This is a genomic window from Lysobacter gummosus, assembly GCF_001442805.1.
GTDB classification, from domain to species: Bacteria; Pseudomonadota; Gammaproteobacteria; order Xanthomonadales; family Xanthomonadaceae; genus Lysobacter; species Lysobacter gummosus.
Map to the genome: position 1 here is coordinate 3,168,488 of NZ_CP011131.1, position 13,895 is coordinate 3,182,382.

Consider the following 13,895-nt stretch of genomic DNA (forward strand, 5'->3'; position numbering starts at 1 on the left):
CAGTCGGAACTCAATGCGATCGAACCCGCGCGGCAGCCCGGCTGGCGCGCTCCAACCGTCCAGGCCGCCCAGCGACCCAGATGCCGAACACCTTCGAACGAACCACTGAATGAATCCACTCGTCCGCTGGTTCCACAAACTCGGCTCGCCGCCTTACTTCGAACGCTTCGCCGCGCGTTGGGCGGTGTGGGGCTACGCGCTGGGCCTGCTGGTCATGGCCTGGGGCCTGTACGGCGCCCTGTTCCAGGTGCCGGCCGATTACCAGCAAAAGGACAGCTTCCGCATCATCTACATCCATGTGCCCAGCGCCTGGATGAGCATGGCGGTGTTCGGGCTGATGGCGCTGTACGCCGCGATCGCGCTGATCTGGCGGATCAAGCTGTGCGAAATCCTGGCCATGGCCTGCGCGCCGATCGGCGCCGGCTTCACCCTGATCACCCTCGCCACCGGTTCGATCTGGGGCAAGCCGATGTGGGGCACGTGGTGGGACTGGGACCCGCGCCTGACCACCGAACTGATCCTGCTGTTCCTGTACCTGGGCGTGATCGGCCTGTATCACGCCATCGACGACCGCCGCGCCGCGGCGCGCGCGGCCGGGCTGCTGGCCATCGTCGGCGTCGCCCTGTTGCCGGTGATCCGGTATTCGGTGGTGTGGTGGAACTCGCTGCACCAGGGCCAGACCATCAGCCTGTTCGGCAAATCGACGATGGACCCGAGCATGCTGGCGCCGCTGATCTGGATGATCGTCGGCACCAAGCTGTGGTTCATCGGCGCGCTGCTGACGCGCGCGCGCGCCGACAATCTGCGCCGCGAACAGGGCAAGGCCTGGGTGGCCGAACTCGCCGGCGTCCCGCAGGCCCGATCCAGCACGCAGGACGCGCGGTGATGGAATACCGGAACTACATCATTGCCGCCTACGCGGTCTTCGCCATCGTGCTGGGCTGGGATTTCCTCGCCAGCCGGCTGCAGATCCGCCGCGAGTTGCGCAACGCGCGCCAGCGCGCGGCACGCGGCGCGGCGCGCAGCACCAACAGTGACCTGAGCCGATGAATCCAACCCGCCGCCGCCGTCTGCTCTGGGTGCTCGGCCTGGTCGCCGCCGCCGGCATCGCGACCGCGCTGGTCGCCACCGCCTTGCAGCGCAATGTCGCCTATCTGTACACGCCGGCCGAAATCCTGCGCGGCGAAGCCGGCGAACGCGCGCGTTTCCGCCTCGGCGGCATGGTCGCGGCCGGTTCGTTCCAGCGCGCGCCCGGTTCGATGGACGCCAGCTTCCGCGTCACCGACGGCGACGCCGAACTGCCGGTGAAGTACACCGGCATCCTGCCGGATCTGTTCCGCGAGAAGCAGGCCGTGGTCGCCACCGGGCGCATGCAGGGCGATACGTTCGTCGCGGAGGAAATCCTCGCCAAGCACGACGAGACCTATATGCCGAAGGAAGTCGCGGACAAGATGGGGCAGGCGCATAAGAAGCATGATGTCGCCGCGCCTGGCGGCGCGGAGGCGGCTCGTTGATTTCTGTCGGTCTTGGAGTAAAGACAAATCCCCCCTGCCCTCCGGCCCGCAGGCATAGCCTGCGTGCGTTCAGTGCCGCGCGAACCTGCGGTTCGCAAGCAGCGGCCCTTCACCCTTTTTCAAAGAGGGGAACAGCAGGGGATGGTGCCGGTAACGTACTGACGTCGATGACGCGGCCGAACGGCGGCGTCGAAATTTTTTCGCCGAAGCCCGCTTGTCTTCCCCCTTTGCAAAAGGGGAACCGAGGGGGATTCGCTCTTCGCTCCACCCGCGACAAGGCGACCGGACATGCTGCCTGAACTCGGCCAGATCGCCCTCATCCTCGCCCTGCTGATCTCGATCGTGCAGGCCACGCTGCCGATGCTCGGCGCCCATCGCGGCATCGAGTCGTGGATGGCGATCGCGCGGCCGGCGGCGTATTCGCAGTTGCTGCTGGTCGGCTTCGCCTTCGTGATCCTGACCCAGGCCTTCGTTGCGCAGGATTTCTCGCTGCGCTACGTCGCCGAAAACAGCAACACGCTGCTGCCGATGGCGTATCGCTATTCGGCCGTGTGGGGCGCCCACGAAGGCTCACTGCTGTTGTGGGCGCTGGTGCTGGCGCTGTGGACGGGCGCGGTGGCCAAGTTCTCCAAGGCGCTGCCGCCGCAGGTGATCGCGCGCGTGCTCGCGGTGATGGGCGTGATCAGCGTCGGCTTCCTCGCCTTCCTGATCTTCACCAGCAATCCGTTCGCGCGGCTGCTGCCGGCGGTGGCGCAAGGCCGCGATCTCAATCCGCTGCTGCAAGACCCGGGCCTGATCATCCATCCGCCGATGCTCTACACCGGCTACGTCGGTTTCAGCGTGCCGTTCGCGTTCGCCATCGCCGCGCTGCTCGACGGCAAGGTCGATGCGCGCTGGCTGCGCTGGACGCGGCCGTGGACCAATGTCGCCTGGGCGTTTTTGACTCTCGGCATCGCTCTGGGCTCGTGGTGGGCGTATTACGAACTGGGCTGGGGCGGCTGGTGGTTCTGGGACCCGGTCGAGAACGCCAGCTTCATGCCGTGGCTGGCCGGCGCGGCGCTGCTGCATTCGCAGGCGGTCACGGAAAAGCGCGGCAGCTTCCGCGGCTGGACCTTGCTGCTGGCGATCGCCGCGTTCTCGCTGTCGCTGCTGGGCACCTTCCTGGTCCGCTCCGGCGTGTTGACCAGCGTGCACGCCTTCGCCGCCGATCCGACCCGCGGCCTGTTCGTGTTGATCTTCCTCGGCATCGTCATCGGCGGTTCGCTGCTGCTGTACGCACTGCGTGCGCCGTCGGGCGAGGACGCGGCCGGCAAGCCGTTCGAACTGGCGTCGCGCGAAACCCTGCTGCTGGCCAACAATCTGCTGCTGACCACCGCCTGCGCGATGGTGTTGCTCGGCACGCTATATCCGCTGCTGGCCGATGCGCTGGAACTGGGCAAGATTTCGGTCGGCCCGCCCTACTTCGCGTTGATGTTCGTGTTGCTGATGACGCCGCTGGTGCTGCTGCTGCCGTTCGGGCCGCTGTTCCGCTGGCAGCGCGAGCAAGTGTCGCGGCCGTTGGCGATGCTGGTGCCGTGGGCCGGGCTCGCGCTCGGCGCCGCCATCGCCGCGTATTTCCTCGCCCCGCAAGGGCCGTGGAAAGTCGCCGCCGGCGTCGGCGGCGCGGTGTGGGTCGCGGCCGGCACCGCGCGCTTCGTGTGGACACGCGTTCGCGGCAACGGCACGGCCTTCACCGCCGAGATGCTCGGCATGACCCTCGCCCATCTGGGCGTCGCCGTGTTCCTGATCGGCGCCTTGCTGGTCGAAGGCCTGAGCGTGCAGCGCGAAGTCGCGCTGGCGCCGGGCAAGAGCCTGGACCTGGGCCGGTATTCGTTCCGCTTCGACAACGTCAAGCACAGTGTCGGCCCGAACTACGAGGCCGATTACGGCACCGTTACCGTCTTCGACGGCGATGAAGTGCTGACCGTGCTGCATCCGGAAAAACGCGCCTACGCCAGCGGCGGCCAGGTGCTGACGGAGGCGGCGATCGCGCGCGGCATCACCCGCGATCTGTACGTCGCGCTCGGCGAGCCGCTGGGCAACGGCGCCTGGGCGGTGCGCGTGCACGTCAAGCCGTTCGTGCGCTGGATCTGGCTGGGCGCCTTGCTGATGATGCTCGGCGGCTTCGTCGCCGCGGCCGACCGGCGTTTCCGGGTCAAGGCCGAAGCGCGCAATGATGAGCGCGAGCCCTTGTCGCATCCTGACATGCTGGAGACGCCGAATCACGCAAGCGCGGCACGCAATATCGCTGGAGAGCAGCACGCATGAACACCCCGACTCCGAAAAGCGGCAAAGGCAGCTGGTTTCCACTGGCATCCTTCGTCCTGCTCGCCATCCTGCTCGCCAACGGTTTGTGGCTCGCGCGCAACCCCGATCGCGAAAAACTGCCCTCGCCGCTGATCGGCAAGCCCGCGCCGCAATTCTCGCTGCCGGTGCTGCACGAAGCCGGCCGCCTGTTGTCGACTAACGAACTGCGCGGCGCGCCGTATCTGCTCAACGTCTGGGGCAGCTGGTGCCCGGCCTGCCGCGACGAACACCCGGTGCTGACCCGTTTCGCCGAGACCAAGCGCCTGCGCGTGATCGGTTTCAACTGGAAGGACGAACACGCCGATGCGCTGCGTTGGCTGGAAGAGTTCGGCAATCCGTATTTCGTCGTGGTCGCCGATTACGAAGGCAAGGCGGCGATCGACTGGGGCATCTACGGCGCGCCGGAAACCTTCCTGGTCGATGGGCAGGGCATCGTGCGATGGAAGTTCGTCGGGCCGTTGACCGATAAGGTCATCGTCGAGGAATTGCTGCCGGTGTTGGACAAGATCGAGAAGGGTCGATGAGGGGCGCGGTTAAAAGCAAATCCCCCCCTGCCCCCCTTTTTCAAAGGGGGGAGTGCTTCGGCCGCATGCGACACGATCGAGAGTGTCGTGCTGTTCCCCCCTTTGAAAAAGGGGGCCAGGGGGGATTTGCTTTTCCCCGCACGCTCCTGGCCACCGCCGCCCTGATCCTGACCTTAGCGCTCACCCTGACCACACCAGCGATCGCCCAACCCGCCAGCGATCCCGCGCCGCTGAGCTTCAACGACAACACCGAAGAACGCCGCTTCCACGCCCTGGTCGCCGAGCTGCGCTGCGTGATGTGCCAGAACCAGTCGCTGGCCGATTCCAACGCCCAGATCGCCCACGACCTGCGCCGCGAAGTGTTGGTACTGATGCGCCAGGGCAAGAGCGACGGCGAGATCAAGGATTTCCTGGTCGCGCGCTACGGCGAGTTCGTGCTGTACCGGCCGCAGATGGAATCCAAGACCTGGCTGCTATGGTTCGGCCCGGCGCTGGTGTTGCTGGCCGGCGGCTTCGTGGTCGCGCGGGTGATCCGCGCTCGCGGCGCCAACGCGCATGACGGCTCCGCGCGCAACGACGAGGAACAAGAGTGGTGATGGCGGTGACGATGGGTTCGGCCCCGATGGCCGTGTTCGTGGCGTCCGGCGCGGCGCTGGTGGTATTCGCGCTGGGCTACGCGCTGCGTCCGCTATGGCAGGCGCGTCCGCTGCTGGGCGGCGGATTGGGCCTGGCCCTCGCCTCGGCCACGGTCGCCTTGTACCTGTTGGTCGGCACGCCGAACGCGTTCAACCCGCAACAACAACGCGAACCCGAGACGCTGGCCGAGGCCGTGAGCCAACTGGAAGCCGAACTCGAACGCGATCCGAATCAGATCGAAGGCTGGCGCCTGCTCGCCAGCGCCTACACCGCCGAAGGCCTGAGCGCGAAAGCGCGAGACGCCTACGCGCGCGCGGTGAAGCTCGCGCCGGACAATCCCGACCTGCTGGCCGAAGCCGCCGAAGCGCGCGCGCTGGCCACCCGCGACCGCCGCTTCGACGCCGACGCGGTCGCCATGCTCAAGCATGCGATCGAAAAACAACCCATGCATCAGCGCGCGCGCTGGTTCCTGGGCATCGCCCAGCGCCAGGCCGAACAACCGGCCGAAGCGGCGCGGACCTGGGAGCCGCTGCTGAGCGTGGTCGATGCCGGCACCGCCCACAGCCTGCTCGAACAGATCAACGGCGCGCGCCAGGAAGCCGGCCTGGAACCGCTGCCGCCGCCGGCGCCGATCGCCGCGGCCGACGCGAGCGGCGGGCTCAAGATCAAGGTCGAGCTGTCGGCGGCGATGAAGGCCAAGCTGCCGGCGAACGCGAGCGTGTTCGTGATCGCGCGCCAGGTCGCCGGCCCACCGATGCCGGTCGCGGTCGAGAAGCATGCGGCCGGTAAATTCCCGCTCGAAGTCGTCCTCGACGACGGCGACAGCCCGATGCCGACGATGAAGCTGTCGCAGCTCGAACAAGTGCAGGTGCTCGCGCGCGTGTCGGCTTCGGGCAACGCGATTCCGCAGCCCGGCGATCTGGCTTCGCAGCCGGTCAGCGTGCGCACCGACAGCAAGGACCAGGTCGTCGTCATTATCGATCGCGTGGTCGAGTAGGGTTTGCCGCGAACTGGGACAAGAGCGTCGGGCCTGAAGGCCCCTCCTACAAAAGTTTTCGAGGCAGCGCTTCGGATCATGATCGCCGCGAACCAGCGAAGTCTTTTGTGGGAGGGCCCTTCAGGCCCGACGCTTTCGTCTACACACCACTGACCCCACACCCCGGACATGCGCCGATAATGCAATTGCAATTGCAATTCCGATCCCGACCGCGAACAGCGACGATGGTTTAGGCTGCAACGCGACCCTCGCGCCGCTCATCGCGGCACCGCTTCCACCCGACGCAAGGACACCGGCTTCGCCGGCCACACGAGCAAGGCATGACCGAATTCATCCCGCCCGGCACCCGCCACATCGACCTGCCCTCGCCGTTCCCGATGAAACGCGGCGGCGCCCTCACCGGCGCGCGCGTGGCGTATGAAACCTGGGGCGAGCTCAACGCCCGACGCGACAACGCCATTCTGATCGTCACCGGCCTGTCGCCCGACGCGCACGCCGCGGCCAACGCGGGCAATCCCGAGCCGGGCTGGTGGGAAGCCATGCTCGGCCCGGGCAAGCCGATCGACAGCGAGCAATGGTTCGTGATCTGCGTGAACTCGCTCGGCAGTTGCAAAGGCTCCACCGGCCCGGCCTCGATCGACGCCGCCAGCGGCGAGCTCTATCGGCTGAGTTTCCCGGAGCTGTCGGTCGAAGACGGCGCCGACGCGGCCGCGCACGTGGTGCGCGCGCTCGGCATCGAACGGCTGGCCTGCGTGATCGGCAATTCGATGGGCGGCATGACCGCGCTGGCGCTGCTGGTGCGCCATCCGGGCCTGGCGCGCAACCACATCAACATCTCCGGCGCGGCGCGCGCGCTGCCGTTCTCGATCGCGATCCGCTCGCTGCAGCGCGAAGCGATCCGCCTGGACCCGCAGTGGAACCAGGGCGAGTACGACGACGCCCACTACCCCGAATCGGGCATGCGCATGGCGCGCAAGCTCGGCGTGATCACCTACCGCTCGGCGCTGGAGTGGGACGGCCGCTTCGGCCGCGTGCGCCTGGATTCCGATCGCGCCGACGAAGAACCCTTCGGCCTGGAATTCCAGGTAGAAAGCTACCTGGAAGGCCACGCCCGCCGCTTCGTGCGCCGCTTCGATCCCAATTGCTACCTGTACCTGAGCCGCTCGATGGACTGGTTCGACATCGGCGATTACTGCGGCGGCAGCGACGGCCTCGACAATGATGAACAGGTGCATCGCGGCCTGGCTTCGATCCGGGTCGAGAAGGCCCTGGCGATCGGTGTGCACACCGACATCCTGTTCCCGCTGCAGCAACAGCAGGAAATCGCCGACGGCCTGCGCGCCGGCGGCGCCGATTCGCGCTTCCTGCCGCTGGAATCGCCGCAGGGCCACGACGCGTTCCTGGTCGATATCGGCCGTTTCGGCCCGGCGGTGGCGGGATTTCTTTCCGAGCTGCGGACGGGCGTAGAATCTGTGGCATGAACGCCATCGACACCCTGCCCGATTTCGACTTCCCCGGCCACGACAAGCTGGTCGCCGCGATCGACGCCGCCGTCGCCGCCGGCGACGAGCACGCCGTTACCGCGGCCTTGCGCAACACCCTGTGCAAGATGATCCGCGACCGCGACGTCAACCTGCCCGACTGCGTGTTCGACCCGATCCAGGATCACTACGCGCGCCGCGAGCTCTACCGCAGCCCGCAACTGGGCTACAGCGTGGTCGCGATGACCTGGGGCCCGGGCCAGGGCACGCCGATGCACGATCACAGCGGCCTGTGGTGCGTGGAAGGCGTGTGGGACGGCGAGCTGGAAATCACCCAGTTCGAGCTGCTGGAACGCAACGGCGAGAACTTCCGCTTCCGCGCCGCCGGCGGCATGCATGCCGGCCCCGGCAGTGCCGGCAGCCTGATTCCGCCGCACGAGTACCACACCATCCGCAACGCCAGCGAGGACTCGGTGGCGGTGTCGCTGCACATCTACAAGGCGCCGATGGAGTGCTGCTCGATGTTCGTGCCCAACGACGGCGAGTGGTTCCGCCGCGTGGACAAGGCGCTGGAAACCGACGAAGCCGCCTGAGTCGCGCCCTCGCCCGACCGCGCCCGCCACCGGCCGGGCCCGCCGGGATTCAGCGCCGAGCGCTGACATCGGTCAGTACGCAAATCCGGCTGCGGGCCGGATACTCGGTTCAAGCCCGCGCATAGCTTTCGCCGCGGGCCGCAGGCGTCATATGTGGGTGCGCCGCGCTCGCACCTCGATCGCCTTCCGACATCCCCGCCTCCCACCGTCGCACTCGCAGTCCCCTCCCAGCCGCCGCCCGGAGTTCCGCCGATGCTGACCGATCTGTTGCTCGCCTCCGCCCACCACCTGCTGGTGTTCGCCCTGATCGCGATGCTGGTGGCCGAATCGGTGCTGCTGCGCGGCCCTATCGACGCGACGGTGTTGCGCCGCCTGGCCGGGCTCGACTCCGGTTACGGCGCCAGCGCGGTGCTGCTGCTGGTGGTCGGCCTGTCGCGGCTGAAGTTCGGCGTCAAAGGCCTCGACTTCTACGAGCACAACCCGTGGTTCCACGCCAAGCTCGGCGCCTTCATCCTGATCGCGCTGCTGTCGATCCTGCCGACCGTGCGCTTCCTGCGCTGGCGCAAGGCGCTCAAGGCCGATCCGAACTTCCTGCCGGCCGCGAGCGAAGTCGGCACCCTGCGCCTGCTGATCCGCTTCGAGCTGGTACTGGTCGCGGTGATCCTGGTCTGCGCCGCGGCGATGGCGCGCTTCGGCGGGTTCTGAGCGCACCGCCGCGATCCGCGACGCCGCCCCGATCGGACGGCGCCGCGGCCTGAGCCGAAGACTCAGGGCGTAACCAGGGTCAATCCGTACTGCTGCAGGATCGGGTTCACCGGCTGGAACCAGCTCACCTGAAAGATCCCCGTGCCGCAGTTGTTCTGCGCGCCTGGCGCGATGCTGGCGAGCGACAGCACGCCTTGCGCCTGCTCATGGACATCGATCCAGCCGCCGCCGGAATCGCCGAAGCCGGCGCAGGCGTTGCTCTGGGTCAGGCCGAACACGACGCCGCGCGTACTGTTGACGGTGACGTTCTGCGCGGTGATTAGCCCGCACTGGTAGCCGGTCTTCCAACCCGAGCGGCACACCACCGCGGAATAGCCCGCCTCGACGCTGCCGCGCACGGCGAAAAAGCCGCCGGCGTAATTGGTGATCAGCGGAAACAACTCGTGATTGGCGTTCAAGGCGACCCAGGCACGGTCGGTCCCGGGAAATTCCGACGCGGCGAAGTAGCCGGCCGGCGCGCCGTCGAGACCGATCGTCTCGCCCGCCGTCCCGCAATGGCCGGCGGTGACGAAGCCCTTGGTCGCGCCTTGCATGACCGCGAATCCGACCGAACACGAGAGCGCGCCGTTCTTCTCGTAAGAACGGCCGGCGTACACCGACGAGGTCGGCTGCGGCACGCCCGGCGTTTGCTGGAAGCGCAACAGGCCGCTGTCGGCGCCGCTGACCGCGGCCAAATCGATCGCGCGCTCCATGGCATCGGGCGCGACGCTGACCAGTACCGAATTGCTGCCCGGATCGACGTACCACGAATGCACGCCGTCGATCGGCCGGCTGATGCCGGACACGCGCGCACGCACGCTGCGATCCAGGCGCGCCTTCGCCGCTTCCAGCTCGCTCAGGCTGTAGCGGACCTGGCGCAACTGCACGCCGTCGAGCTTGAGCGGGCCGCGCGGGTCCGAAGATCCGACGACGAACCGATAGCGGCCGTCGCTTGCGCGTTCGACCCAGGCGCCGCCGAAATGGGCGCCCAGACGGCGCCGCGCCAGCGCCTCTTGCGCGGGCGCATCGCGCTGCACCTGCAGCAGTTGATCGACCTGCGCCGACGACAGGCCCAGATCGTGTTGCGCGGCCTGATGAAGCGTCGGGCTGACCTGCAGATCCGTTGCCGCGGCCGCATCGAAGGCGACCATGCACAGCAGGGACAAAGCGCAAACGTGAGCGCCGGATCGGCGCGAGGAAAAACCGGTGGATTGCATACAAAACCTCCTGGATTGGATGCGATGAGAAAATCCGCAAGCGCGCACGGACGCGATCGCGACCCGTCGCGAAGTCCTTCCTGATGAACCGTTCGACGGGCGCTGATAGATAACCGCGTCGATCGGATCGGCGCGCCTGCCTGGATCACAGGCGAAGGCGCGACCGCGTCACAAAGGCGCGCGCCGCCGCCGCGGGCGTTCGCGGAAACCACCGCCCGGCGGACATTTCGCGGCGGATCGGCAAGCGCGGCGCCGCGCCCTCTGCGCGGTGCGTCGAGGACTCCAGGCCAACCGGGAAGTGGCGTCCCGCGCCTCGGGCGCGCCGGCCCGGAGGGATACCCGGCCGCGCGCCCCGCCCGCGCTCAGGATTCCTCGACGTCCGCGTGCATTTGTTGTGCAAACACCAGCCGGTGCCCGTCGGGCGTCTGCACGATCATCTCGCGCATGCCCCAGGGCTGGTCCTGCGGCGGCGCGAGCGAGCTCAGGCCTCGCGCGCGGGCCTCTTCGAACAGGGCGTCGATCGCATCGACCAGGACCACGCCGAAATAGTTGTGATCGCCGGTCTCATGCGGCGCCAGCGCGTCGGGACAACTGCCCAGGCGCAGATCGCAGGCGCCGCGGCGCACGAACACCCACCCCTGCGGCTCCAGCCAGCGCTCGAAGCCGAACATGGTCTGCCACCACCGCGCCGTCGCTTCCGCGTCGGGAACGGCCAGAACGTAGGCGCAGTGCAGCGGTTGGGCGAGGTTGGCCATGGGATGGCTCCGGGGCGGCGGGAACTCACTCTAGACCACCGCACATTCGCCGGAGGTCACGACCGCGGAGGGGGCAGACTCGCGGCCCCGAGCTGGGTATACTGCCTGCCCGCTGCCGGAGTGGCGGAATCGGTAGACGCAGCGGACTCAAAATCCGCCGCCCTTAAAAGCGTGTGGGTTCGAGTCCCACCTCCGGCACCAAAAAAAAGGCCCGCGAGCGATCGCGGGCTTTTTTGTGCTTGTTCGGGGCTGCGCCCGGGCTTTGCTGCCGGCCAGAGGCTCCGCGACGGCCGACCTCTCCGCGCTCGCCTGCTCGCGCGGATATCGTTCACTTGGAAGCGCCTTCCCCGCTGACAGCGGAATATCCGCCAACCGGTACTAACCGACATGCCGACCGCACCGGAAACCGGGCCGGGGGTCACAGCATGGTTCGATTGAAATAGGTCGCCCGCTCGAACTCGTCGATGTTCACCGCAATGCGCGGAAGCTGCGGAAACATCCCGGCCAGCTCGCCGACGATGGCCTTCGCCAAGGCAGCGCGTTGCTCGACACTGCGCCCCTGCATGATCCAGGCGAAGGTGTGGATGAAATCTTCCCGCCCGCCGCCGACGGCATAGGTGCGGAACGGGTGCAGGCGGACCTTGATGTCCGATTCTTCGAACAACCCCGTTGAACTCACCACTCGATGCAGTCGGGCGATGATCGATTCCTCATCGTGAATCTGAAGTATTCCCTGAGAACAATCGACTACGAAGTGCGGCATGACGGCTCCATCGCTTGCAAGGTGGATACGGAGGAGGCGACCGCCTCCGAACTCGTTGAGGACAGGTTCAATCGAGCCTGCGCCACACGGAAACCGGGATGCTCCCGTCCGCCCGCGGCGGCACCTCGTAACGCAGCTGCGCGCCGTCGAACGTGTACCGGCGCTTCTGCGTCGTGCCTTCCCAGTTGGGAAAGGACGAGCCTTCGATCGAAAACGCCAACACCCCTGCCCCTTGGTCGATCGTCATCGCGCCGTAGTGGGTACTGCTGCCCATGACCGCGGACTTGAATTCACCGGCGCTGCCGTCGGCCTTGCTGTCGCTGGCGAACCGCGGGCGTTCGGACTTGAAGATCTGCAGCGAATACCGCCCCTTGTCATCGACGACGAGCCTGCCCTTCGGGTTCTCGCCGTAGTCCCGCGTCGCCCGCCCATCCGGCAGGATCTTGTCCGCGGCGACCAGGCTCCAGGTGCCTTGCAGTGGAAACGCGCGTGCCGGCATTTGCGCATCGGGCGCGGCCAGCCCCGCCAGCACTGCGACGAATGCGCCGCTCAGTAGTTTCATCGCGGTAAGTCCTTACGTTTGGGATCGACCGGTTCATCTTAAGCCGCTTGATAGATATGAAAAATGCATCTAAAAAGATATCTGGCATTTAAAAATCGAATCTATCCAGATGAAAGCCATGGACGTGGATGCGGTCAGGGCGTTCCTGCTGGCGGCCGATCTGCACAGCTTCACCCGCGCCGCCGACGTGCTGGGCACCACCCAGTCCGCGATCAGCATCAAGCTGCGGCGCCTGGAAGAACAACTCGGCCGCCGCCTGCTGGAACGCACGCCGCGGCATGTACGCCTGTCCGCCGAGGGACTGGCTTTTCTCGGCGTGGCGCGCGAACTGGTGTCGTCCCACGACCGCGCGGCCGCCGCCTTCGAGACCGAACAACGCCGCTTGGCGATCGGCATCAACCAATTGCTGGTCGGCAGCGAACTGCCGTATTTGTTGCGGCAGATGCGCGACCACGATCCGAACCTGCTGGTCGAGATGCGCATCGCCGGCACCAACGAACTGTTGCAAAGCCAGGAACGCGGGGAACTCGACGCCGTGCTGGTGCTGCGCCCCGAGGATCGCGGCAAGCGCGGAAAAATCGCATTCGCGGAAACCTTTTCATGGTTCGCGGCGGCCGGCTGGCAGCCGCGCGCCGGCCAGCCCTTGCCGCTGGCGACGCAAGGCGAGTCGTGCCGCATCCGCACGGAGGCGGTACGCGCGCTCGACCGGGCCGGCATCGAATGGCGCGAAGTGTTCCTCGGCAAGGGCGCCGCGATCCTGGGCGCCGCCGCGGTCGCCGGCCTGGCGGTGGCGGTGCTGGCGCGGCGCGCGGCACCGCCGGGCACGGTCGATGTCAGCGGGCTGCTGTCGCTGCCGCCGATCCGCTCGCAGGACGTGATGCTCTACAGCAACCTCAGCGACCGGCGCACGCGCGATGCCTTGCGCGTTCTCACGCTGGCGTTCCAGTGAAGGCATTGCGTCGCGCGGCAACAGGAGTTTGTGCCGGCAATATTGCGTAACGCGATTCGAAGAGGCGTACCGGAAGATCCCGCGCCGAACCGATCCACCAGCGCGCCCATGCAGCGCCCGTCCGAAGCTCAGTGCGACTCTTCCCCGTCCTCGCCGTCCGGATACGCGATCGACGCCGAGTGAACGGCGTCCTCATCGCCCTCGCCCACCTCGTCCCGCCATGCGCGCTCCGCCGGCGCGCTGCGCGCAACGTTCGGCCATGCGGCGACGATGCAGCGGATGGCGGCGGCGGTTGCGAGCATGATCAGTTCTCCGGGTGAGGTCGCCTGCAGCCCAGGCAGCGGCGAGCGCGGCCGTTGCGACCGCTGACGGGTCGCGACAACAGGCCGCCGCAGGGGCACTGCGGTTCCATGCCGCGCTCCCATCGCCATAAACGCCACAACGAGTACATCGTCATCATTACGCCGGCACCGGCGCTGCCGAATTGCAGCCATCGCGCGATCCGCGCGTATTCGTCCGTCGCCGACGCCAGATCGGCGGATGCGACACCGGTCTGCAGCAATAACGCACCGGCCGCCATGCCGCCCGCGGCCACGACCAACGCCGGCGCGAACAGCTGCAGCAACATCCTGGCACCACGATTCATCGCTTACCTCTCCCCATCTGCGCCGGCTAGCAGACAGTGGAGCGGTCTCATCTGTTGAGACGGTGGCCAGATTATGGCCAGCCCCGCGGCGCTGCATCTGCCATTGGTCCTGGCGCATTTGCGCCGCCTGTCGGTTGCGCGCCGGCGCGGCTTGTGAACAATTTCCGC

Annotated in this window: 17 protein-coding genes and 1 tRNA gene; 12 read left to right on the forward strand and 6 right to left on the reverse strand. The window is 67.4% G+C overall.

Annotated features, from left to right (window positions below):
* Positions 1-109 precede the first annotated feature (109 nt).
* The 10 genes from ccmC (at position 110) to LG3211_RS12805 (ending at position 8,796) form a co-directional block, all read left to right on the forward strand.
* Positions 110-886 (forward strand): heme ABC transporter permease CcmC, encoded by a 777-nt coding sequence (gene ccmC, locus LG3211_RS12765; RefSeq protein ID WP_057943181.1) that lies wholly within the window; start codon positions 110-112, stop codon positions 884-886.
* Positions 886-1,050, forward strand: a complete 165-nt coding sequence (ccmD, locus tag LG3211_RS24890; RefSeq protein WP_083512512.1) for a heme exporter protein CcmD — start codon at positions 886-888, stop codon at positions 1,048-1,050. The genes ccmC and ccmD overlap by 1 nt, the downstream gene beginning before the upstream one ends.
* On the forward strand, positions 1,047-1,514 hold the full coding sequence (ccmE, locus tag LG3211_RS12770; protein WP_057943182.1) for a cytochrome c maturation protein CcmE: 468 nt from the start codon (positions 1,047-1,049) through the stop codon (positions 1,512-1,514). The genes ccmD and ccmE overlap by 4 nt, the downstream gene beginning before the upstream one ends.
* 288 nt (positions 1,515-1,802) lie before the next feature.
* Positions 1,803-3,821 carry a heme lyase CcmF/NrfE family subunit gene (locus LG3211_RS12775; protein ID WP_083512513.1) on the forward strand — a complete coding sequence of 673 codons (2,019 nt, stop codon included), beginning with the start codon at positions 1,803-1,805 and terminating at the stop codon, positions 3,819-3,821.
* Positions 3,818-4,384: a DsbE family thiol:disulfide interchange protein gene (locus LG3211_RS12780; RefSeq protein ID WP_057943183.1), complete on the forward strand. Its 567-nt coding sequence runs from the start codon at positions 3,818-3,820 to the stop codon at positions 4,382-4,384. Before LG3211_RS12775 ends, LG3211_RS12780 begins: the two co-directional genes overlap by 4 nt.
* A 146-nt stretch (positions 4,385-4,530) precedes the next feature.
* Positions 4,531-4,980 carry a cytochrome c-type biogenesis protein gene (locus LG3211_RS12785; protein WP_057945458.1) on the forward strand — a complete coding sequence of 150 codons (450 nt, stop codon included), beginning with the start codon at positions 4,531-4,533 and terminating at the stop codon, positions 4,978-4,980.
* Between the two features lie 26 nt (positions 4,981-5,006).
* Positions 5,007-6,017 (forward strand): tetratricopeptide repeat protein, encoded by a 1,011-nt coding sequence (locus LG3211_RS12790; protein WP_057945459.1) that lies wholly within the window; start codon positions 5,007-5,009, stop codon positions 6,015-6,017.
* A 320-nt stretch (positions 6,018-6,337) separates the two neighbouring features.
* Entirely contained in the window at positions 6,338-7,498 is a 1,161-nt protein-coding gene (gene metX, locus LG3211_RS12795; protein WP_057943184.1) for a homoserine O-acetyltransferase MetX, read from the forward strand.
* Positions 7,495-8,091, forward strand: a complete 597-nt coding sequence (locus LG3211_RS12800; protein ID WP_057943185.1) for a cysteine dioxygenase family protein — start codon at positions 7,495-7,497, stop codon at positions 8,089-8,091. Before metX ends, LG3211_RS12800 begins: the two co-directional genes overlap by 4 nt.
* Before the next feature lie 252 nt (positions 8,092-8,343).
* Positions 8,344-8,796, forward strand: coding sequence for a DUF2214 family protein (locus tag LG3211_RS12805; protein WP_057943186.1), 453 nt, complete (start codon positions 8,344-8,346; stop codon positions 8,794-8,796).
* Positions 8,797-8,858: 62 nt separating this feature from the next.
* On the opposite strand, the gene LG3211_RS12810 is transcribed toward LG3211_RS12805, so the two are convergent.
* Together LG3211_RS12810 and LG3211_RS12815 are read right to left on the reverse strand one after the other, a co-directional pair.
* Positions 8,859-10,052, reverse strand: a complete 1,194-nt coding sequence (locus tag LG3211_RS12810; RefSeq protein ID WP_083512515.1) for a S1 family peptidase — start codon at positions 10,050-10,052, stop codon at positions 8,859-8,861.
* 362 nt (positions 10,053-10,414) lie between these two features.
* Positions 10,415-10,807, reverse strand: a complete 393-nt coding sequence (locus tag LG3211_RS12815) for a bleomycin resistance family protein (protein WP_057943188.1) — start codon at positions 10,805-10,807, stop codon at positions 10,415-10,417.
* A 114-nt stretch (positions 10,808-10,921) separates the two neighbouring features.
* On the opposite strand from LG3211_RS12815, the gene LG3211_RS12820 reads away from it, so the two are divergent.
* Positions 10,922-11,008, forward strand: a tRNA-Leu gene (locus tag LG3211_RS12820).
* A gap of 217 nt (positions 11,009-11,225) precedes the next feature.
* On the opposite strand, the gene LG3211_RS12825 is transcribed toward LG3211_RS12820, so the two are convergent.
* Positions 11,226-11,570, reverse strand: coding sequence for a 5-carboxymethyl-2-hydroxymuconate Delta-isomerase (locus LG3211_RS12825; protein ID WP_057943189.1), 345 nt, complete (start codon positions 11,568-11,570; stop codon positions 11,226-11,228).
* A 67-nt stretch (positions 11,571-11,637) separates the two neighbouring features.
* Complete coding sequence (locus LG3211_RS12830; protein WP_057943190.1) at positions 11,638-12,132, reverse strand: lipocalin-like domain-containing protein; 495 nt, start codon at positions 12,130-12,132, stop codon at positions 11,638-11,640.
* A 109-nt stretch (positions 12,133-12,241) separates the two neighbouring features.
* On the opposite strand from LG3211_RS12830, the gene LG3211_RS12835 reads away from it, so the two are divergent.
* Positions 12,242-13,081, forward strand: coding sequence for a LysR family transcriptional regulator (locus LG3211_RS12835; RefSeq protein WP_057943191.1), 840 nt, complete (start codon positions 12,242-12,244; stop codon positions 13,079-13,081).
* 128 nt (positions 13,082-13,209) lie between these two features.
* On the opposite strand, the gene LG3211_RS26405 is transcribed toward LG3211_RS12835, so the two are convergent.
* Positions 13,210-13,383 carry a hypothetical protein gene (locus LG3211_RS26405; RefSeq protein ID WP_187313009.1) on the reverse strand — a complete coding sequence of 58 codons (174 nt, stop codon included), beginning with the start codon at positions 13,381-13,383 and terminating at the stop codon, positions 13,210-13,212.
* A 2-nt stretch (positions 13,384-13,385) separates the two neighbouring features.
* Entirely contained in the window at positions 13,386-13,709 is a 324-nt protein-coding gene (locus tag LG3211_RS12840; protein ID WP_057943192.1) for a hypothetical protein, read from the reverse strand.
* Positions 13,710-13,895 lie beyond the last annotated feature (186 nt).